Annotated in this window: 16 protein-coding genes; 5 read left to right on the top strand and 11 right to left on the bottom strand. The window is 71.8% G+C overall.

Annotated features, from left to right (window positions below):
* The first annotated feature begins 23 nt into the window (after positions 1-23).
* Positions 24-815 carry a maleylpyruvate isomerase family mycothiol-dependent enzyme gene (locus IW249_RS23105; protein WP_196922666.1) on the top strand — a complete coding sequence of 264 codons (792 nt, stop codon included), beginning with the start codon at positions 24-26 and terminating at the stop codon, positions 813-815.
* 42 nt (positions 816-857) lie between these two features.
* On the opposite strand, the gene IW249_RS23100 is transcribed toward IW249_RS23105, so the two are convergent.
* Positions 858-2,057 (bottom strand): RtcB family protein, encoded by a 1,200-nt coding sequence (locus IW249_RS23100; protein ID WP_196922665.1) that lies wholly within the window; start codon positions 2,055-2,057, stop codon positions 858-860.
* Between the two features lie 376 nt (positions 2,058-2,433).
* Between IW249_RS23100 and IW249_RS23095 the strand changes: the two genes are divergently transcribed.
* Positions 2,434-3,441, top strand: coding sequence for a helix-turn-helix transcriptional regulator (locus tag IW249_RS23095; protein WP_196922664.1), 1,008 nt, complete (start codon positions 2,434-2,436; stop codon positions 3,439-3,441).
* Here the strand turns inward: IW249_RS23095 and IW249_RS23090 are convergent.
* Positions 3,436-4,746: an RICIN domain-containing protein gene (locus IW249_RS23090; RefSeq protein ID WP_307788682.1), complete on the bottom strand. Its 1,311-nt coding sequence runs from the start codon at positions 4,744-4,746 to the stop codon at positions 3,436-3,438. The genes IW249_RS23095 and IW249_RS23090 overlap by 6 nt on opposite strands.
* Positions 4,747-4,905: 159 nt before the next feature.
* On the opposite strand from IW249_RS23090, the gene IW249_RS23085 reads away from it, so the two are divergent.
* Positions 4,906-6,093 carry a spore photoproduct lyase family protein gene (locus IW249_RS23085; protein WP_196922663.1) on the top strand — a complete coding sequence of 396 codons (1,188 nt, stop codon included), beginning with the start codon at positions 4,906-4,908 and terminating at the stop codon, positions 6,091-6,093.
* An 18-nt stretch (positions 6,094-6,111) separates the two neighbouring features.
* Here IW249_RS23085 and IW249_RS23080 read toward each other — a convergent pair whose 3' ends face one another.
* Entirely contained in the window at positions 6,112-6,618 is a 507-nt protein-coding gene (locus IW249_RS23080; RefSeq protein ID WP_196922662.1) for a DinB family protein, read from the bottom strand.
* Positions 6,619-6,674: 56 nt separating this feature from the next.
* Entirely contained in the window at positions 6,675-7,517 is an 843-nt protein-coding gene (locus tag IW249_RS23075; protein ID WP_307788681.1) for a M15 family metallopeptidase, read from the bottom strand.
* 321 nt (positions 7,518-7,838) lie between these two features.
* Here IW249_RS23075 and IW249_RS23070 point away from each other — a divergent pair, with 321 nt between their 5' ends.
* The gene (locus tag IW249_RS23070; protein WP_196922661.1) at positions 7,839-8,876 is read left to right on the top strand and encodes a LacI family DNA-binding transcriptional regulator; all 1,038 of its coding nucleotides are present in this window, start codon (positions 7,839-7,841) and stop codon (positions 8,874-8,876) included.
* Positions 8,877-9,001: 125 nt separating this feature from the next.
* On the opposite strand, the gene IW249_RS23065 is transcribed toward IW249_RS23070, so the two are convergent.
* The 3 genes from IW249_RS23065 to IW249_RS23055 form a co-directional block, all read right to left on the bottom strand.
* Entirely contained in the window at positions 9,002-9,850 is an 849-nt protein-coding gene (locus IW249_RS23065) for a peptidylprolyl isomerase (protein WP_307788679.1), read from the bottom strand.
* 70 nt (positions 9,851-9,920) lie between these two features.
* The gene (locus tag IW249_RS23060; RefSeq protein WP_196922660.1) at positions 9,921-11,129 is read right to left on the bottom strand and encodes a D-alanyl-D-alanine carboxypeptidase family protein; all 1,209 of its coding nucleotides are present in this window, start codon (positions 11,127-11,129) and stop codon (positions 9,921-9,923) included.
* 47 nt (positions 11,130-11,176) lie between these two features.
* Entirely contained in the window at positions 11,177-11,905 is a 729-nt protein-coding gene (locus IW249_RS23055) for a MerR family transcriptional regulator (protein WP_196922659.1), read from the bottom strand.
* A 166-nt stretch (positions 11,906-12,071) separates the two neighbouring features.
* Here IW249_RS23055 and IW249_RS23050 point away from each other — a divergent pair, with 166 nt between their 5' ends.
* Positions 12,072-14,366: an ATP-binding cassette domain-containing protein gene (locus tag IW249_RS23050; RefSeq protein WP_196922658.1), complete on the top strand. Its 2,295-nt coding sequence runs from the start codon at positions 12,072-12,074 to the stop codon at positions 14,364-14,366.
* Positions 14,367-14,428: 62 nt separating this feature from the next.
* On the opposite strand, the gene IW249_RS23045 is transcribed toward IW249_RS23050, so the two are convergent.
* From IW249_RS23045 to IW249_RS23030, 4 genes are all read right to left on the bottom strand, one after another.
* Positions 14,429-14,848, bottom strand: coding sequence for a protein-tyrosine phosphatase family protein (locus IW249_RS23045; protein ID WP_196922657.1), 420 nt, complete (start codon positions 14,846-14,848; stop codon positions 14,429-14,431).
* A gap of 769 nt (positions 14,849-15,617) precedes the next feature.
* Positions 15,618-16,175: a hypothetical protein gene (locus IW249_RS23040; RefSeq protein WP_196922656.1), complete on the bottom strand. Its 558-nt coding sequence runs from the start codon at positions 16,173-16,175 to the stop codon at positions 15,618-15,620.
* Positions 16,176-16,874: 699 nt separating this feature from the next.
* Positions 16,875-17,519, bottom strand: a complete 645-nt coding sequence (locus IW249_RS23035; protein ID WP_196922655.1) for a response regulator — start codon at positions 17,517-17,519, stop codon at positions 16,875-16,877.
* The gene (locus IW249_RS23030) at positions 17,510-18,679 is read right to left on the bottom strand and encodes a sensor histidine kinase (RefSeq protein ID WP_307788678.1); all 1,170 of its coding nucleotides are present in this window, start codon (positions 18,677-18,679) and stop codon (positions 17,510-17,512) included. Before IW249_RS23030 ends, IW249_RS23035 begins: the two co-directional genes overlap by 10 nt.
* Between the last annotated feature and the right edge of the window lie 31 nt (positions 18,680-18,710).

The raw sequence follows: 18,710 nt of genomic DNA, 5'->3' as shown, positions 1-18,710 counted from the left end.
CGAAAATCCGTTTGAGGAGATCCATGTCGACCCCTGCTGACCAGATCATCACCGCTCTGCGCGCGGGCCACGAGGAGCTCGCCGCGCTCGTACGGGACCTCAAGGAGGACGACCTGCTCCGGCCGTCGGGGGCCAGCGAGTGGCAGGTGTCCCAGGTGCTGAGCCACCTGGGCAGCGGCGCCGAGATCAACCTGGCGACGCTGGACGCCGCCCGTTCCGGCGCGCCCGGCCCGGACGGGGACTTCAACCGTGGCGTCTGGGCACGCTGGGACGCCATGTCCCCGGCCGAGCACGCCGCCGGGTTCCTCGCCACCAACGAGCGCCTGGTCGAGGCGTACGAGGCGCTGGACGCCGACACCCGGGCCTCGATGCGGATCGACCTCGGCTTCCTGCCGGAGCCGGTCGACGTGGCCACCGCGGCCCGGTTCCGGCTCAGCGAGTTCGCCCTGCACCAGTGGGACGCCGAGGTGGCGTTCAACAGGTTCGCGGCGGTGACGCCGGGTGCGGTGGCGCTGCTGCTCGACCAGATCGGCGGCATGCTGGCCTGGACCAGCCGACCGCAGGAGCTGGCGGGGCGGGAGGCCACAGTGCTGGTTCGGCTACACGCGCCGGAGCGCACGTTCGGGCTGCGGCTGGGCGAGAAGGTCGAGGTCGTCGACGCGCCGGAGCGTCCCGACGGGGAGCTGGTGGCACCGGCCGAGGCGTGGCTGCGGCTGGCCACCGGACGGCTGGGCCCGCAGCACACCCCCGACGGGGTGCAGGTGACCGGTTCGGTGACAGTCGACGACCTGCGCCGGGTCTTCGTCGGCTTCTGATCAGCGGCCGTGCGGGCCGGTCTCCCCGGCCCGCACGGCACGTCAGCCCTTCACGCAGACCACCTGCTTGAGGTGCGCGACCACCTCGACCAGGTCCTCCTGCTGGGCCATCACCTCGGTGATGTCCTTGTACGCGCCGGGGATCTCGTCGACCACCCCGGCGTCCTTGCGGCACTCCACCCCGACGGTCTGCGCCGCCAGGTCCTCGGTGCTGAACGTCCGCTTGGCCTGCGCCCGGGACATCCGACGCCCCGCCCCGTGCGACGCCGAGCAGTACGCGTCAGTGTTTCCCCGCCCCCGCACGATGTACGACCCGGTGCCCATCGACCCGGGGATGATGCCCAGGTCACCCCGACCGGCCCGGATGGCGCCCTTGCGGGTCACCAGCACGTCCACCCCGTCGTAGCTCTCCTCGGAGACGTAGTTGTGGTGACAGCTGATGGGCTCGTCGTAGCCGACCTGCGGGAAGTGCTCGCGCACCACGCCGCAGAGCAGGGCCAGCATGACTGCCCGGTTGCGCCGCGCGTACTCCTGCGCCCACCACAGATCCCGCCGGTACGCGTCCATCTCCGGCGTCCCGGCGAGGAACACGGCGAGGTCCCGGTCCGGAAGGTCGGCGTTGTGCGGCAGCCCCCGGGCCACCCCGATGTGCCGCTCGGCCAGTTCCTTGCCGATGTTGCGGGACCCGGAGTGCAGCATCAGCCAGACCCGCCCCTCGTCGGCGCCGCCCTGCTCCAGGCAGACCTCGATGAAGTGGTTGCCCCCGCCGAGGGTGCCGATCTGCCGCTGCGCCCGCGTCTCCAGCTGCGCCACCCGCCGGTCCAGGCCGGCGAACCGGCCCCAGAAGTCGTCCCAGCCGGCCTGCTCCAGGCCCCGGATCCGACGCGTGTCGACCGAGTCCTTGCGCTGGGCGAAGCCGACCGGAATGGTGGCCTCGATCGCGGAACGCAGACCGGCCAGGTCGTCCGGCAGGTCGGCGGCGGTCAGCGAGGTACGGACCGCCGACATCCCGCAGCCGATGTCGACGCCGACCGCTGCCGGCGAGACGGCCTGCCGCATCGCGATCACCGAACCGACCGTGGCGCCCTTGCCGAAGTGCACATCGGGCATGACGGCGACACCCTGTACCCAGGGCAGCGCGCCGATGTTGCGCAGCTGCTTGGCGGCCTGCGGCTCGATGGCGTACGGGTCGGTCCAGACCCGGACCGGTGCCCGGGTACCGGCGAGAGGGGTGAATCCCATGGTGGACTCCTTCAGTCGGCCGTGACCGTTAATGATCAGATTTGGTCGCCAGCGGCGGTGCGCGGATACGAAAGGGCCGCCCGATCCCGGTGGGATGGGCGGCCGGCGGACGCGTCAGCGTCGGCGTCAGTCGCGCCACCCCGGCTCGTAGCGCCGCAATGGGCGGCAGGCACGGGTTTTGGCGGTGGTCCGCAGAGGGGTGCCGGCGGGGAGCAGGCACCCGCGGGCGTCGGTGCGGACGCGTCGCGACATGGCGTACTCCCTCCGGTTTCGATCGGTTGACGTTGCACCGACGAGACTAGGAGGGCTGCGACGCGTCCGCAATGGATATCCCCACGGACCGCCCTCCACGCGGCGGTAGGGCAGACTCGCGGGCATGGTGGAGACCTCAGTGCGCCTGCTGCGGTTGCTGACTCTCCTTCAGGTGCGCCGGGACTGGTCCGGCGCCGAGTTGGCCGAACGGCTCGCGGTCACCACCCGCACGGTGCGCACGGACGTGGAGCGGCTGCGGGTGCTGGGCTACCAGATCGAGTCACACCCGGGGGTCGCCGGCGGCTACCGGCTCGGTGCCGGGTCGGCGCTGCCACCGCTGCTGCTCGACGACGACGAGGCGGTGGCGGTGGCTGTCGGGCTGCGGGCGGCGGCGGGTGGCTCGGTGACCGGCATCGAGGAGACCTCGTTGCGGGCGCTGGCCAAGCTGGAGCAGTCGCTGCCGTCCCGGCTGCGGCACCGGGTGGACGCCCTGCGCTCGGCGACCGTCTCCGCCGCCGGCGGTGGCCCGACAGTGGACGCCGACACGCTCACCGCCGTCTCCACCGCCGTGCACCGCCGGGAGCGGCTGCGGTTCGACTACGCCGGGCATGACGGCACGGTCAGCGTGCGCGACGTCGAGCCGTACCGGCTGGTCTACACCGGGCGGCGGTGGTACCTGCTGGGGTGGGACACCGACCGGGCCGACTGGCGGACCTTCCGCGCCGACCGGATCCAGCCCCGGGTGCCGACCGGCCCGCGCTTCGCGCTCCGGGAGCCGCCAGGTGGCGACGCGGTGGCGCACGTGCTGCGCGGCGTCGGCTCCACGGCCTGGCCACACCCTGCCCGGGTACGCCTGCACGCGTCGGCCGAGACCATGGCGCAGCGGATCCCCAGCACGGCGGGCCTGCTGGAGGCGATCGACGAGCGGGCCTGTCTGCTGCACACCGGTGGGGAGTCGCTGGGCAATCTGGCCGCCTTCCTCGGCACCCTGGCTGTCGACTTCGACGTGCTCGACCCACCGGAGCTGCGCGCCGTCATCCGGGACGTCGCCGCCCGGTTCGGTCGCGCCGCCGGCTGCGCGCCGGGGCGAGTCGCGGTTCACCCCGGCGCGGACGCGGCAGTGGAGCTATGACTGCGGCACCAGCCGGAAGGACTGCGCCGCGGTGCCGTTGCAGGTGTACTGGATGAGCTGGACGCTGTCGGCGGTGGACGCTCCCGGCACGTCGAGGCACTTGCCGCTGAGGCGGTTGACCAGGCGGTAGTACCCGCCGCCCTCGGGCTCGGCCCGCCACTGCTGGTTGTTGCCACCGCTGTAGGACCAGAGCTGGATGCGTGCCGAGTCGGCGGTCGACCGGTCGGTCACGTCGATCACCTGGGCGCTGTTGTTGCGGTTGTTGACCCGCAGGTACCCGCCGCTGGTCGGCGCGAACTGGTACTGCTGCGCGGTGCTGCTGTTGCACGTGTACTGCTGGATGGCAGTGCCGTTCGCGCTGGCTGCGGCCCGCGCGTCCACGCACTTGCCGTTGCCCCGGTTGACCACCGTGTGCCAGGCGGTGGGCGAGATCGGGCCGTCGGTCGGCGGGGGCGTGGTCGGGGGGACGGTGCCGACGCCGGCCAGCCAGTGCAGCCCGTCGATCAGCAGCTGGTTCTGCTGCGGGCTGTCGAAGGTGGAGGACAGCCCGGTGTTGGTGCTGTAGTTCATCGCGTTGTGGCCGAAGTTGGCGTAGAGCATCTTGTACTGCCTGTTGCTCCAGACGAGCGGGTAGTAGCCGCCGTACCAGGACTGGTTGGGGTCCGTGCCGACCGGGAAGCTGGACGGGTCGATCGAGGCGAGGATGTCGATGTTGGGGTTCTGCCGCAGGTCGTTGCTCCAGGAGTACCACTCGCTGATCGACGACGGGAACGTCGCCGGGAGGTTCCGGGTGGCGGCGTGGGTGCGGTTGTCGGCACGCATGGTGACCCGGGTCGGTCCCCAGGTGTTCGTCTGGAACGAGCCGGTGCCGAGGAAGGTGTTGTAGTACCAGCTCCAGCTCGACGGGTTGTCGGTCCACGCGCTGACGTGGAAGCCCAGCCACGCCCCGCCGTTCTGCATGTACTGCTGGAACGCGCCCCGCTGGGCGGCGGGCGGCGCGTCGTCCAGGAACATGACGACCTTGTACTGGGCCAGGTTGGCGGTGTTCAGCAGACCCCAGTTGTTGGTGGCCTCCCAGGAGAAACCGTGCTGGGCGGCGGCCTGCGGGAACCAGGCCCGGGCGTCCTTGACGAAGTCGATGTGCGCGGCGTCCCAGGTGCCGTTGTAGAAGGCCAGCACCTTGAACGTCGGCGCGGCCTGCGCGCTTCGCGAGGCGTTGACCGCGAGACCGGCGGTCACCGCGACGACCAGGGCGACGAACAACGACAGGATCCGTCTGGTACGGGAGGAGAGTTCTGCGATCACCTGATCGTCCCTTCGGTCGGGACGCGCGCCGCCGCGTCGATGTGCATCTGTTCACAAGGTTTACAGATAGATGAGAGGTTATGCGCTCCGGTTGGGCGGCGTCAATCGCGGGGGCGGCCGATCGGGTGGGATTCCTGCGGCAACGGGTACCCCGGCCGGATGACCAGCCCGGACGCCGTCGACGTCGACCAGCCGCTCGCCGTGGACGTGCCCGCCGCGCCGCACGACGCCAGCGGCGAGCGGGTGCCGACCCACGACCTGGCCGGCCTCGCGCCGCCGGCCCGGTCGGCGCGCCGCTGGACCCCGAGCCGAGTGGTGGCCACCCCCGCCGCACTCGACCACCCGCACGGCCAACGGATCGTCGAGCGGGTGCGGGCGCTCGGTATCGAGGTGGAACACCTGCGCGCCAACCGGCTCACCGGGGTACGCGGGCAGACCGACCGGGAGACGTACACCCGGGCCAAATCGACGATGGCGATCGTGGTGAGCCCGCCCTCACGGCGCGTCCTGCAACCCATCGCGCCCAGCGCCGACTGGCGGGTCGACCTGGCCGAGGGCTGCCCGGCGCACTGCCAGTACTGCTACCTGGCCGGATCACTGTCCGGCCCACCGGTGACCCGGGTGTACGCCGACCTCGACGACATCCTCGCCGGGCTGGCCGCGTACGCCGGGCGGGGGACGGTGACCAGCCGCAACGCGCGACGGGCCGACGAGGGCACCACCTTCGAGGCGTCCTGCTACACCGATCCGCTCGCCCTGGAACACCTGACCGGCAGCTGGCGGCGCGCGGTGCAGCACTTCGCCGACTGGAACGCGCCAGTGCAGTTGCGCTGGACCACCAAGTACGCCGATGTGGACACCTTCGTCGGGTTGCCGCACGCCGGCCGGACCCGGGTCCGCTTCAGCGTCAACTGCGCACCGGTCAGCGACCGGTTCGAGGGCGGCACCGCCCGGGTGCCGGACCGGCTGGCCGCGCTGCGCCGGCTCGCCCTCGACGGCTACCCGGTCGGGCTGACCATCGCGCCGATCATCGCGCTGCCGGACTGGCGGGAACGCTACGGTGAACTGCTCGACCAGGTCCGCGCGGCTGTCGACGGGGTACCGGACCTGGACCTGACCGCCGAGCTGATCACCCACCGGTTCACGCCGGGCAGCAAAGAGGTGCTGCTCGGCTGGTATCCGCGTACCCGGCTGGAGATGGACGAGGAGTCCCGCACCCGCAAGCACGGCAAGTTCGGCGCGGTGAAGTACGTCTACCCCCGTGAGCAGATGGCCGAGCTGCGCGACTGGTTCACCGCCGAGCTGACCGCCCGCGTCCCGGCCTGCCGGGTCCTCTACTGGACCTGACCGGTCGTATGGGGCGGGCTAGACGCCGACGACCCCGTCGATGCCCTCGCGCAGGAAGTCGGCGTGACCGTTGTGCCGGGCGTACTCGTGGATCAGGTGCAGCATCACCAGCCGCAGTGACACGGCCTCGCCGGAGCGGACGTTGCGGCCGGTCACGTCGAGCGACGCGGCCGCCCGCTCGATCCGGCGGGCATGCTCGACCTCCCGCTCCCAGGCGGCGAACGCCTCGGCGCGGGTGGCCGAACTGGCGTCGTACGCCTGCTGGAAGTCGCCGGTCTCCGACCAGACCAGGCCGATGTCCGCGCCGTCGATGACCCGCCGGAACCAGGCGCGCTCCACCTCGGCCAGGTGTCGTACCAGACCGAGCAGGGACAGCGTGGAGGGCGGCATCGACTGCTGGCGCAGCTCCTCGTCGGAGAGACCCTCGCACTTGAGGGCCAGCGTCGCGCGGTGAAAGTCGAGGAAGGCGCGCAGGGTTTCCCGCTCGTCGCCGGTAACCGGGGGGCCGATCCGTTCGGTGCTCATTGAAACGATCATGCCGGATGGCGGCGGCGGTGCTGTCGGTGAGGCCGGGCCGCGGGTCAGCCGACCGAGGAGCGGGCGACCGGCGCCGCGAAGAACGTGTCCGGGTACGGCTCGTCGCGCAGGCTGTAGTGCCACCACTCACGGTCGTAGTTGACGAACCCGGCGTCGGTCATCAGCCGCTGCAACAACCGACGGTTGTCCCGCGCCTCCCCGGTGATGCGGGGGTCGGCGGTGTGTGCCCGGGGGTCGAAACAGTCGAAGCCCGTACCCATGTCGATGCTGTTGTCCGGGAAGCGCTGCCCGCGCGGCGCCGTGCAGGCGACCAGCTGTTGCCCGACCCGGTACGGAGGTTGGCTGGCGGCGGGCTCGTCGACCAGTGTCAGGTCCAGGGTGCTGCCGCGGCTGTGCGCGGTGGGCGCGCCGATGTAACCGTCGGCGAAGAGCCGGTTCTTGGCCAGGTCCGGGTAGAACTCTGCCTTGGTCTGTTGCTCACCGGGGCGCTTCGACCAGGCGACGAAGTCGTCCACGGCCGGTTGGGGGCGGTAGCAGTCGTACACCTTGAGGCTGTGCCCGCCGGCCAGCGCGGCGTCCTGTACGCGGCGCAGCGCCTCGGCCGCCTGCCGGGTGAGCAGGCACAGCGGCTCGCGGTAGCCGGTGATCGGACGGCCGACGAAGTTGTGCGGTGTGGCGTACCGGATGTCGGCGTGGATCCGCGGGTCACTGTCGGTCAGGACCACGAACCCCGGCAGCGGGGCCGCCACGGAGGTGGACGCGGTCGGCGCGGGTGTGGGGCTCGCCGACGTCGGCTGCGGCGTGGCCGGCGCGGGGCGGGGCTCCGGCCGTGAGCAGCCGCCGAGCAGCGTGGCGAGCGCGAGCACGACGGCCAGGCGGTAGCGCACGACTCCTGTCTATCAGCCCAGCTGGTGCCGTCATCCCGGGATCCACCCGGTTCGCCGAAAGTCGGCAGGTCCCCGGCCACCGGGCAACCCCGATGTCGGGAAAGTCGAGTCGGTCGAGGGCCGTCGACCGCACCGACGAGCGAAAGTGACCGAAAATACTCCGGAACTTTTCCGCAAATGCAGCGAAGCTTCGGTCGGTCTGGCATGTCGTCAACCCCCGCCGGTGAGGCAAGATGACCCGTGGAACGGGCACGCCGTTTCGGGACACACGGTGGGCGACGCCTTGTGGGTCGTTCCTCCGGCTCGGTGAAGGAGACGCGGGTGGGCGCGGACGACGGACGCAGGGTGACCATCACCGCGATCGCACGGGAGGCCGGGGTGTCGGTGCCGACCGTGTCACGGGTGCTCAACGGTCGCTCCGATGTGGCCCCGGACACCCGGGAACGGGTCGAGGAGTTGTTGCGCCACCACGGCTACCGGCGTCGCACCAGCCGCAGCGTTCGGCGTGCCGGTCTCGTCGACCTGGTCTTCAACGACCTGGACAGCCCCTGGGCCGTGGAGATCATCCGAGGCGTGGAGGATGTCGGGCACGGCGCCGGCGTCGGCACTGTGGTCTCCGCGATCCACCGGCAGCCCACCGCGGCCCGGCAGTGGCTGCAGAACCTGCGCACCCGGGCCACCGACGGCGTCATCTTCGTGACCTCGCACCTGAGCCCGCCACTGCACGCGCAGCTGCGTCGCCTCAACGTGCCGGTGGTGGTCGTCGACCCGGCCGGGGTGCCGGCCATGGACGTGCCGACGATCGGCGCCACCAACTGGGCCGGTGGGCTCGCCGCGACCGAACATCTGCTCGCGATCGGGCACCGGCGCGTCGGTTTCGTGGCCGGGCCGACGCACCTGCTGTGCAGCCGGGCGCGGCTCGACGGTTACCGGGCCGGGTTGGAGGCCGCCGGGGTGCCGGTGGACGACGCGCTGATCTACCCGGGCGACTTCTACCACGCCTCCGGGTTCTCCGGCGGGACGGCGCTGCTCGACCTCGCCGACCCGCCGACCGGCATCTTCGCCGCCAGCGACCAGATGGCCTTCGGCGTCTACGAGGCCATTCGACGCCGCGGGCTGCGCGTACCGGACGACGTGAGCGTTGTGGGTTTCGACGACCTGCCGGAAGCCCGCTGGGCCTCACCGCCGCTGACCACCGTGCGCCAACCGTTGGTCGAGATGGGACGGTTGGCGGCCCGGACCGTGCTGCGTCTGGCCCAGGGCGAGGGCATCGACTCGCCCCGGGTGGAACTCGCCACCGAATTGGTGGTTCGGGACAGCACCGCCGCCCCGCCGACCGGGTCGCCCGCCTCGGCGTGACGGCCGGACCCGCGCCGGAAACCGGTTGGACCGGTTCCGGTCCGTTCCCGGAAATTACGGCCAGGGGCGTGCGCGACCCCCGGCGGCGCGGTGAGCGACCGACGGTCACCCACCGCGCCGTACGGTCAGTGGTGGTGGTGCCAGCGGACGGCCTTGCGGATGGTCACCGGCAGGGCGGGCGCCCCGTCGACCGGTGCCGGGTCCTCGGCTGTCGGCGCCACTCCCCCGGCGGCGATCCGGTCCAGGGTGGCCAGGCCGGCCGCGTCGACCTCGCCGAAGATCGTGTAGTTGGGGCGCAGCGCGGAGTTGGCGTAGACCAGGAAGAACTGGCTGCCGTTGGTGTCCGGCCCGGCGTTGGCCATGGCCAGCACGCCACGGGCGTACACCCGGCGCTCCCCGGTCGGGTCGGTGGGCGCGGGCGGCAGGTCGGTCGGCAGTTCGTCGCGGTACCGGTAGCCCGGGCCGCCCTCGCCGGTGCCGGACGGGTCACCGCACTGGAGCACGCTCAGCGTCGGGTACGCGGTGAGCCGGTGGCACGGGGTGCGGTCGTAGAAGCGCTTGCCGACCAGGTGCAGGAAGCTCTGCACAGTGCACGGCGCTGCGGCCCGGTCCAGTGTCAACCCGATCGGACCGTGGTTGGTCGCCACTGTCACCCGGACGCTGCCCCGGACCGGGGTGCGCCGCGGGTCGGGCGGCAGCGGCACCGGCCGGGCCGCAGGTTCGTCCGGGGTCTCGGTGTACGCGCACGGGCCGTGGGTGGTGCGCGGCGGCCGGACGGCGGTGTCGACAGCGGTCAGCGGCGCGGCGGAGACGCGCTCCGCCTCGGCCGACGGGCCCGGCGCGGCGAGCGCGGTGGCGGACGCGCCGACGACCAGCGCGCCGGCGAGCACTGTCACCCCCGCGAGGCGGGTCAGGGCGCGCACCGGCCGGCGGGGTGCCGCCACTGCGGGGCGCGGTTGGAGTTCACTCGACACAGGGATCCTCCTGGACTGGTGGTGCCAGAAAGACCGGAGTCTATGGAGGGCAGCGCCCGATGTCGATCCGTCAGGGCATCCGACGGCGACGCCGCCACAGCAGGCCGCCCAACAACGCCACCACCGTCGCGCCGCTCACCGCGGTCACCGACCAGAGCCACCCCGAGCCGGTACGCGCCGGCCCGCTGGCCGCCGCCGGCCGGGGCGCGCCGGGTGCCGCCAGCGCGGACGGCGCCGCCGACGGGGTGGCAGTCAGCTCGCCGGGTTCGACCAGCCGGCCCACGGCGGCGTCCCGGGGCAGCCTGAAACCCCAGTCCAGCAGGGCCGCACCCTGCTCCCAGCCGCGTGCCGGTGCCGATTCGGCGCCCAGCAGGGTCACCACCAGCCGCCGCCCGCCGCGTTCCGCCGCACCCACGTAGGTGTGCCGGGCCAGGTCGGTGAAGCCGGTCTTGCCGCCGAGCGCCCCCGGGTACCGGTAGATGAGCTGGTTCTCGTTCTGGATCTCGAAGCCCTTGGTGCGTTGCGCCGGCTGGGCCGGAATCGACGTCTGCTCGGTCAGCGCGTACCGCCGGAAGGTCGGCTGGGCGAAGCAGGCCCGGGCGATCAGCGCCAGGTCGTACGCGCTGGTGAACTGCCCCCTACCGTCCAGCCCGGACGGGGTGACCGCGTGCGTCTGGAGCGCGCCGAGGTGGTGCGCGTGCTCGTTCATGGCGCGGACGCCGGCGGCGCTGTCCGTCCCGCTGCCGAGTCGGGCCAGCGCGTTGGCGGCCTCGTTGCCGGAGTTGAGCAGCAACCCGAGCCAGATCGTCTCGATGGTGTACCGGCCGCCCGCGACCAGGCCCACGGCCGAGGACCCGGGTTCGATGTTCATGTCAGCGTCGGTGACGGTGACCGTCTGCTTCGGGTCGAGCCTGGGTAGCATGGTGGCCGCCAGCAGGAGCTTCTGCACGCTCGCCGGTGTGCCGTACTCGTGAGGGCCGCAGCCGCCGAGCACCTGGCCGCTGTCCAGGTCGGCGACCAGCCACGACGTGGCGCTCACCCTCGGTGGCGCGGCGACGCCGGCCGGCACGACCAGGCCGGCCGTGTCGAGCGCGCCGCCGCCGACCATCCGCTGCGCGGGAACGGCGGGCGGGGGCGACGGCCGGGGTGGGCGGGACGCCGCCGGCGCCGGCAGTCGGGGGCAGCGCATCGTCGGCGCGGCGGACGCTCCCGTCGCACCGACCGGCACGGGAGCGAGCAGGACGGCGGACGTCGTGGCCGCCAGCAGCGCAGCTCTCATGTGCCCGACCCTAGTCACGACGATCGCCCGGCGGGACGGGATGCCGGTCAACTCGCGTCGCCCCGAGCGAGCAGGTAGTCGTGCAGGGCGGCACTCCCCCGCAGCCGACGCAGGCTGCGGGTGTGCAGCTCCTGCTCGCGGCGGCCCAGCTCGGCGCGGACCCGCGCAGCGCTGCCGGTGGTCCGCAGCTCGCCCAGCACCGCGGCGATGATCTCGAACGGGTACGCGCCTCGGCGCAGCAACGCGATGACCTGCGCGGCGCGTAGCTCCGCCTCGTCGTACACCCGGTAGTTGGTGCCCGGGGTGCGGCCCGGCCGCAGCAGCTCGCGCTCCTCCCACAGCCGCAGCTGCGAGGTCCGGACCCCGACCAGGGCGGCGACCTCGCCGATGCGGGCGCCGTGGCGTGGTGCGGGTCGGACCGCCGGTGGGCTGGCCAGCACGGTCTCGAAGGCGCCGAGCACCCGGCGGATCTCGGCGCGTTCCCGGTCCAGCTCGGCATGGCCGCCGTCGAGCGCCGCCAGGGCCGCCGGCAGGTCACCCCGGTGCACCGCCGCCATGATCTCCCGGGTACGGCTCCAGCCGTGCCCCTCGGCCAACCGCCGCGCCACGGTCAGCGCCCGAGCGTGCTCGGCGGTGAAGATCCGGTAGCCGCTCGCGGTGCGGCGCACCGGCGGCAGCACCCCCAACTCGACGTAGTTGCGCACCTGCTGCACCGAGATCCCGACGGTTGCCGCCAGGTCCACGGCGCGCAGCCGATCCTTCGAGGCGACGTCCACGCGAGCCACCGTACCGCTTACGACGTGATTTGAGACTTTCCCGGACGTGCTGCCGGAACCAGCGCTCGGATCTCGGCAAAAGTCTCTACATGGGCATGAATGAGACAATGGAACCCGCCAGTGCTCGGCGGGGCGAAGTCCCGCCACGATTCCGTGAAGGGTTCGCATGTCGCAGCCAGCATGGTCCGCCGCCGACAGCCACGACATGATCGAGGTACGCGGAGCGCGGGAGAACAATCTCGCCAACGTCTCGGTCGACATCCCCAAACGCCGGTTGACCGTCTTCACCGGTGTCTCCGGGTCGGGCAAGTCGTCGCTGGTCTTCGGCACCATCGCCGCCGAGTCCCAGCGCATGATCAACGAGACCTACAGCGCGTTCCTCCAGTCGTTCATGCCGAACCTCAACCGGCCGGACGTCGACTCGTTGCGCAACCTCAGCGCGGCCATCGTCGTCGACCAGGAGCGGATGGGGGTCAACTCCCGCTCCACCGTCGGCACCGCCACCGACGCGTACGCCATGCTGCGGATCCTCTTCAGCCGACTGGGTCAGCCGTCCATCGGCGGCGCCGGGGCGTTCAGCTTCAACCTGCCCGAGGGCATGTGCCCCACCTGCGAAGGGCTGGGCCGGGTCTCCGACCTCGACGTCAACGAACTGGTGGACGTCGAGCGCTCCCTCAACGACGGCGCGATCACAGTGCCCAACTTCGCCGTCGGCTCCTGGTACTGGCAGACCATCGTCGGCTCCGGCCTGTTCGACCCGGACGTCAAACTCCAGGACTTCACCCCGCAACAGTGGGACGACTTCCTGCACAAACCGCCCACGAAGATCAAGGTGGGCAGCAACAACTGGACCTACGAAGGCCTGGCGGTCAAGGTCAAGCGGCTCCTGCTGGCCAAGGACCGCGAGTCGATGCAACCGCACATCCGCGCCTTCGTCGACCGGGCCGTCACCTTCACCAGCTGCGGCGACTGCGGCGGCACCCGACTCAACGCGGCGGCCCTGTCGTCGCGGATCGCCGGGCACACCATCGCCGACTGCTCGGCCATGCAGATCAGCGACCTGGCGACCTTCGTCCAGGGCATCCACGACCCGGGGGCCGCGCCGCTGGTCGCCAACCTTCGCGACCTGCTGGACTCCCTGGTCGAGATCGGCCTGGGCTACCTCAGCCTGGACCGTGAGTCGGCGACCCTCTCCGGCGGCGAGGCGCAACGGGTGAAGATGGTCCGGCACCTCGGCTCCAGCCTCTCCGACGTCACGTACGTCTTCGACGAACCCACAGTCGGCCTGCACCCGCACGACATCGCCCGGATGAACGACCTGCTGCTGCGGCTGCGCGACAAGGGCAATACAGTGCTGGTGGTCGAACACAAGCCGGAGACCATCGCCATCGCCGACCACGTCGTCGACCTCGGACCGGGCGCCGGCACCGACGGCGGTCGGATCTGCTTCACCGGCGACATCCCCGGCCTGCGCCGCTCCGACACCCTCACCGGGCGACACCTGGACCACCGGGTGGCAGTGCGGGACGCGGTACGCCAGCCCACCGGGCAACTCGCCATCCGCCAGGCCGACCTGCACAACCTGCGCGACGTGGACGTGGACATCCCCCTCGGGGTGCTCACCGTGGTCACCGGCGTGGCCGGATCCGGCAAGAGCTCACTGATCCACGGCTCGCTGCGCGGCCGGTCCGGGGTCGTCATCGTCGACCAGTCCCCGATCCGTGGCTCCCGACGCAGCAACCCGGCCACCTACAGCGGGCTGCTCGACCCGATCCGCACCGCCTTCGCCAAGGCCAACGGGGTCAAGGCCGCGCTGTTCAGCGCCAACTCCGAGGGCGCCTGCCCGGCCTGCAAGGGGATCGGGCTCATCTACACCGACCTGGCGATGATGGCCGGCGTCGCCAGCGTCTGCGAACGCTGCGAAGGGCGACGCTTCACCGACGAGGTGCTCACCTACACGCTGCGCGGCAAGAACATCAGCGAGGTGCTGGCCATGTCCGTCACCGAGGCGTACGCGTTCTTCCCTGGGGGTCCGGCGCACCTCATCCTCGGCCGGCTGGTCGACGTCGGGCTTGGCTACCTCAGCCTCGGCCAGCCACTGACCACCCTGTCCGGCGGGGAACGGCAACGACTCAAACTCGCCATCCACCTGGCCGAGAAGACCACCACGTACGTCCTGGACGAGCCGACCACCGGCCTGCACCTGGCCGACGTGGACCAACTCCTGGCCCTCCTCGACCGGATGGTCGACGCCGGAAACACGGTGATCGTCATCGAGCACCACCAGGCGGTCATGGCACACGCCGACTGGCTCATCGACCTCGGCCCCGGCGCCGGCCACGACGGCGGCCGCATCGTCTTCACCGGCACACCAGCCGAACTGGTCGCCACCGGCGACACCCTCACCGCCACCCACCTCCGCGAGTACGTCACCGACCCGGCGGTGGTCGACCACGGCTGACACCGAGGCCAGCGTGCGTCGCCACGGGCGGGCCGACACGAGCGGCGGTGGTCCGGCGGCGGTCAGGTGACGCGGCGCAACCAGCGCCGCTGCCAGGGGGTCTCCACCGCCTTCGGGTGGTAGCCGGCCCGAACCCACGGCACCGCCCGCTCCACCGGCAGACCGTCGAGGATCGCCAGCGCGGCCAGGGCCGTTCCGGTGCGACCCACCCCACCCCGACAGGCCACCTCGACGCGATCCCCGTCGTGCGCGCGCCGCAGCGCCTCCCGCAGGGCGTCGAGGGCGTCGGCGCGGTCGAGCGGCACCCAGAAGTCGGGCCACCGGATCCGCCGGTGCGGCCAGGCCGGGTCCGGACCAGGGGCCAGCAGCACGGCGAAGTCGGCGGGCGAGGTCGCGGCAGCGACGCGGCGTCCGCGCACCGTCGCCCCACTGGGGAGTACGAGTACGCCCGGCTGCTCGGACCACTGCTGTGCGTCAGTCACCCGCACATTGTGCCGCTGTTCCGCCCACGGACAGGTACAGACAGCGCCGCCCCCGGCCGGTGGGCCGGGGGCGGCGCTGGTGTCGGTGTGCAGGTCGCCTCTCGGCGAGTGGCACGACGCGGCTCCAGCCGAACGGTATTCCGCGAAGGCAATATTAGGTGAGGCCCGGGGACACTGAGTCACACCGACACTGTCCACAACCAGCCTTACCCCGGCGTTGTTCCCGCACCCCGCCACGCCACCCAGCCGACCAGACCGTTTGCCCGTCTGCCCGTCGGCCCGTCGGCCCGTCGGCGTCGGCGTCGGCGTCGGCGTCGGCGTCGGCGTCGGCGTCGGCGTCGGCGTTCCATGGCAACGACCCACCGCAACGCCTTGCCGCACCGCGGGGCCGTTCCGCCGGGTCCCGTCGCTGCCCCGTGGGTTGACTGCCGACCACACCACCCACCATCGCGGCACGCTTCGGCCATGTCCGCGCGAGATCTTGGACAGTTTCCGTTCGCGCAGAACGGAAACTGTCCAAGATCTGCACCCAGCCACCCACCGAACCGCGCCATCTGCTTCCACCACGCGCCGGGCAGCGGGCAGCGGGCACCGGGCGGCTACGACATCCGCCGTCGGCGGCCCGCGCCATGTGGCTGCTGCATGGAGACGAGGAAACGCCGCTGGCCGGCACCCCGGGTTGCGGGTGCCGGCCAGCGGTCGGTGTCGTGCTGTTCTGCTGTGTGCGGTGGTGCCTTGGTTCGGTCGCGCGGTAGTGCTGTGGTGTGGGTCAGCTGTTCCAGTACTGGCCGACCAGGTCAGCGGCCTGCTGCTCCCACTGGGCGTACGCGTCCGGGTAGGCCGACACCTGGACGGTCTGCGCGGCGTCGGTCAGGGCCATGTCCTGCCACCCGTCGACCTGCTTCAGACCCTTCAGGAACGCGGTCGTCGAGTACTCCGGGTCGGTGATCTGCTCCGGGGTGCCCCAACCCGAGCTCGGGCGCTGCTGGAACAGGCCCAGCGAGTCGTGGTCGTTGCGGTCGCCGAGGTGGCCGAGGTTCTCCAGCTTCGACTCCTGCAGGCTCGTCGCGATCGAGATCACCGCGGCCCGCTCCGGCAGACCGGCCTTCTTCGTCGCGGCGATGATCGCCTTGACGTTGGCGGTCTGCTCATCGTTGAGGCTGATGTGGGACTGCTCGCCCTGCGGCTTCGGCGCCTGCACAGCCACGGCGACGGGCTTGGCATCCACCGGGGTGGCGGCGTGGGCGGCGATCGGACCGGCGAACACACCACCGGCGAACGCGAGACCAGCAACAGACAACATGCTCTTACGGAAGATCGTGTTCATGGGGGTAGCTCCTTCGGGGGTAGGAACACCCGCACCACCAAAGGGGGAAGGTAGCGGGGTGTGAGCACCTCGTCCGGCGCTGCAACAAACAAAGGGGAAAAGTCTGGGGGGGGTGACGCCCTGTCGGGCGTCAGGTCGGCGACCTGGCGAGCGGGGGGCTCGTGGCGCCGGGACCCTGTGTAACGACCGGCGGGCCCAGGTCATTCCGGGGTTTGGCCCATCCATCGGCACCCTCGTGGTGGCGGTGCCTGCGGCCGTTCGTGGGGACTGTAACGACCCGGGGGCCGGGGTCATTCCGGGGTGGCCCACCTGCCGGCACGCTCATCGTGGCGGTGCCACGGTCGTTCGTGGGGACTGTAACGACCGGGCGGAGGCTGCCATTCCAACCTGCGCGACCAGCCCCTTGGGGCGGGGCGCGGGCCGGGTGGTGCTGCGATCGTCAGGGTATGTAACGACCCCCGCCCGCCCACGATTCCAGCCCACCGGTGCACCCGGTCACAACCCACACCACCCATCAGCGACCCAAACCGCCCACACGGACACGCGACCTACGGCGCCAATCCACCCCTCACCGGGGTGATCCACTCGGGTTCACGGAAGTCGGGGCATCCCGGACGCCAGGACACCCCGACATCAAGGAACCCGAGTCGATCATTGCCGGCACCGCCCGCGCGTGCCCGGCCTTCGATTCTGGGCCGGTCAGGTGCCCAAATAGCGCAGCACCGCGAGGATTCGCCGGCTGTAGCCGGTGGTATGAGCGAGGTCGAGTTTGTCGAAGATGGCGTTGACATGCTTCTCGACCGCGCTCTGCGACACGTGCAGCCGCTGGGCGATGGCGAGATTCGTGTGCCCCTGGGCCATCTCGTGCAGTACGTCCCGTTCCCGGGGTGTGAGCCGACCGAACGGGTCTTGCCGTTCCGAGCCGGCCACCACCTGACGGACCACCTCCGGATCGAGGGCGGTGCCTCCGGCGGCGACCCGGTCGAGGGCGTCGAGGAAGTCGTCCACCTGGGCGACCCGGTCCTTGAGCAGGTAGCCGACCCCCTCGGGGCGGTCTGCGAGCAGCCGCCCCGCGTACCGCCGCTCCACGTACTGGGAGAGTACGAGGACGCCGGTGTCGGGCCACCGACGACGGATCTCCAGGGCGGCCCGCAGCCCATCATCGGTGTGGGTGGGTGGCATCCGGACATCGGTGACGACCACGTCGGGACGGGATCGGCCGACCGCCTCGACGAGCTGGTCAGCGGTCCCGACCGCCGCGAGCACCTCGTGGTCCTCGTCGGCGAGCAACCGCGTCAGGCCCTCCCGGAGCAGCGTCGAGTCTTCGGCGAGGACTAGTCGCACGGCAACTCGGCCAGCACTGTCGTCGGACCGCCGGTCGGGCTGGTCACCAGCAGCCGGCCGTCCAGTGCGGCGACCCGCCGTGCCAGCCCGGACAACCCGCGCCCGGTCGGTTCCGCCCCGCCGACGCCGTCGTCGTGCACGCGCATCCGGATCCACCCATCCTGTACCCCGATATCGACCGTGACCAGGGTAGCGGCGGCGTGTTTCGCGGCGTTGGTGAGCGCCTCGCAGGCCACGAAGTACAGCACCGTCTCGACCTGCCGGTCGGGGCGGACCGGCAGGTCGCAGCGGATCCGCACCGGCACCGCGGCACCGCGGGCGACGATGGCCAGCACCTCGCCCAGATCATTGCCGTCCAGTGCCGACGGGTAGACCCGCCACGCGACCTCGCGCAACTCCTCGATGGCCCGCTGCACGTCCTCGTGTGCCTGGGTGAGCAGCGCGTGCGTGCGGTCGGCGTCGCGCGCGCGCCGGGCCCGGCCGAGCAGCATGCCGAGGGCGACCAGCCGCTGTTGGAGGCCGTCGTGCAGGTCGCGTTCGATGCGCTGCCGTTCGGCGTCGACCGCGGCGATGACCCCAGCTCGGCTGGTGGTCAGCTCGTGGACCCGCCGGGTCAGCTCCGCCCGGCTTCCCGGGCCGAGCAGGCGTCGAGCCAGCCGGATGTCCAGCGCGGCGATGCTGGCTACGGCCTGGACGTTGAGCAGTAGCAGCACCGCCCCCACGGCGATCTGGGACAGGGTGTCGAGCACTGTCAGCTCTCCGCGCACCGCCGCGCTCAGCACGATCCCGGCCAGCACCACGCCGACGCCGAGCACGGCGTACGCCAGCAGGCCGAGTGTGCCGGGTAGCAGTCGGGCGGCCAGGTAGCCGACCTGCCGGCGGGTCGTCACAGCGTTCGGCGCGGGCAGATCCGCTGCGGCGAGCAGCCTGGTGAGGCGGCGATGTTCCATCCGCACCAGGCGCCCGCCGTACCTGCCGGTCAGGGCAGCGACCCGACGGCTGGCCGCGGGCGCGAACACGCGCACGCTGAACGCGGCGGCCGCGACGGCGAGGAAGGCGAGCTCGACGGCGGCCGTCGCGATTCCGATGGCGACGCCGACCGGTAGCCGGAGCCTGCCCCACAACCCGCCGGTTCGCCGTTCCCCCACCACCTCGCCCACCTTTCCGCACCGCGCCTGCTCCCCCTTGCCC

This window comes from Micromonospora vinacea (genome assembly GCF_015751785.1).
In the GTDB taxonomy this organism is placed as follows: domain Bacteria; phylum Actinomycetota; class Actinomycetes; order Mycobacteriales; family Micromonosporaceae; genus Micromonospora; species Micromonospora vinacea.
The sequence above is the reverse complement of the archived record's forward strand: the minus strand, read 5'-3'. Positions and strand labels throughout refer to the sequence as shown.

Excerpts from the sequence above, each read along its gene's own strand:
- IW249_RS23105 (WP_196922666.1), top strand. The coding sequence starts at position 24 with ATGTCGACCCCTGCTGACCAGATCATCACCGCTCTGCGCGCGGGCCAC.
- IW249_RS23100 (WP_196922665.1), bottom strand. The coding sequence starts at position 2,057 with ATGGGATTCACCCCTCTCGCCGGTACCCGGGCACCGGTCCGGGTCTGG.
- IW249_RS23095 (WP_196922664.1), top strand. The coding sequence starts at position 2,434 with ATGGTGGAGACCTCAGTGCGCCTGCTGCGGTTGCTGACTCTCCTTCAG.
- IW249_RS23085 (WP_196922663.1), top strand. The coding sequence starts at position 4,906 with ATGACCAGCCCGGACGCCGTCGACGTCGACCAGCCGCTCGCCGTGGAC.
- IW249_RS23080 (WP_196922662.1), bottom strand. The coding sequence starts at position 6,618 with ATGAGCACCGAACGGATCGGCCCCCCGGTTACCGGCGACGAGCGGGAA.
- IW249_RS23060 (WP_196922660.1), bottom strand. The coding sequence starts at position 11,129 with ATGAGAGCTGCGCTGCTGGCGGCCACGACGTCCGCCGTCCTGCTCGCT.
- IW249_RS23050 (WP_196922658.1), top strand. The coding sequence starts at position 12,072 with ATGTCGCAGCCAGCATGGTCCGCCGCCGACAGCCACGACATGATCGAG.
- IW249_RS23040 (WP_196922656.1), bottom strand. The coding sequence starts at position 16,175 with ATGAACACGATCTTCCGTAAGAGCATGTTGTCTGTTGCTGGTCTCGCG.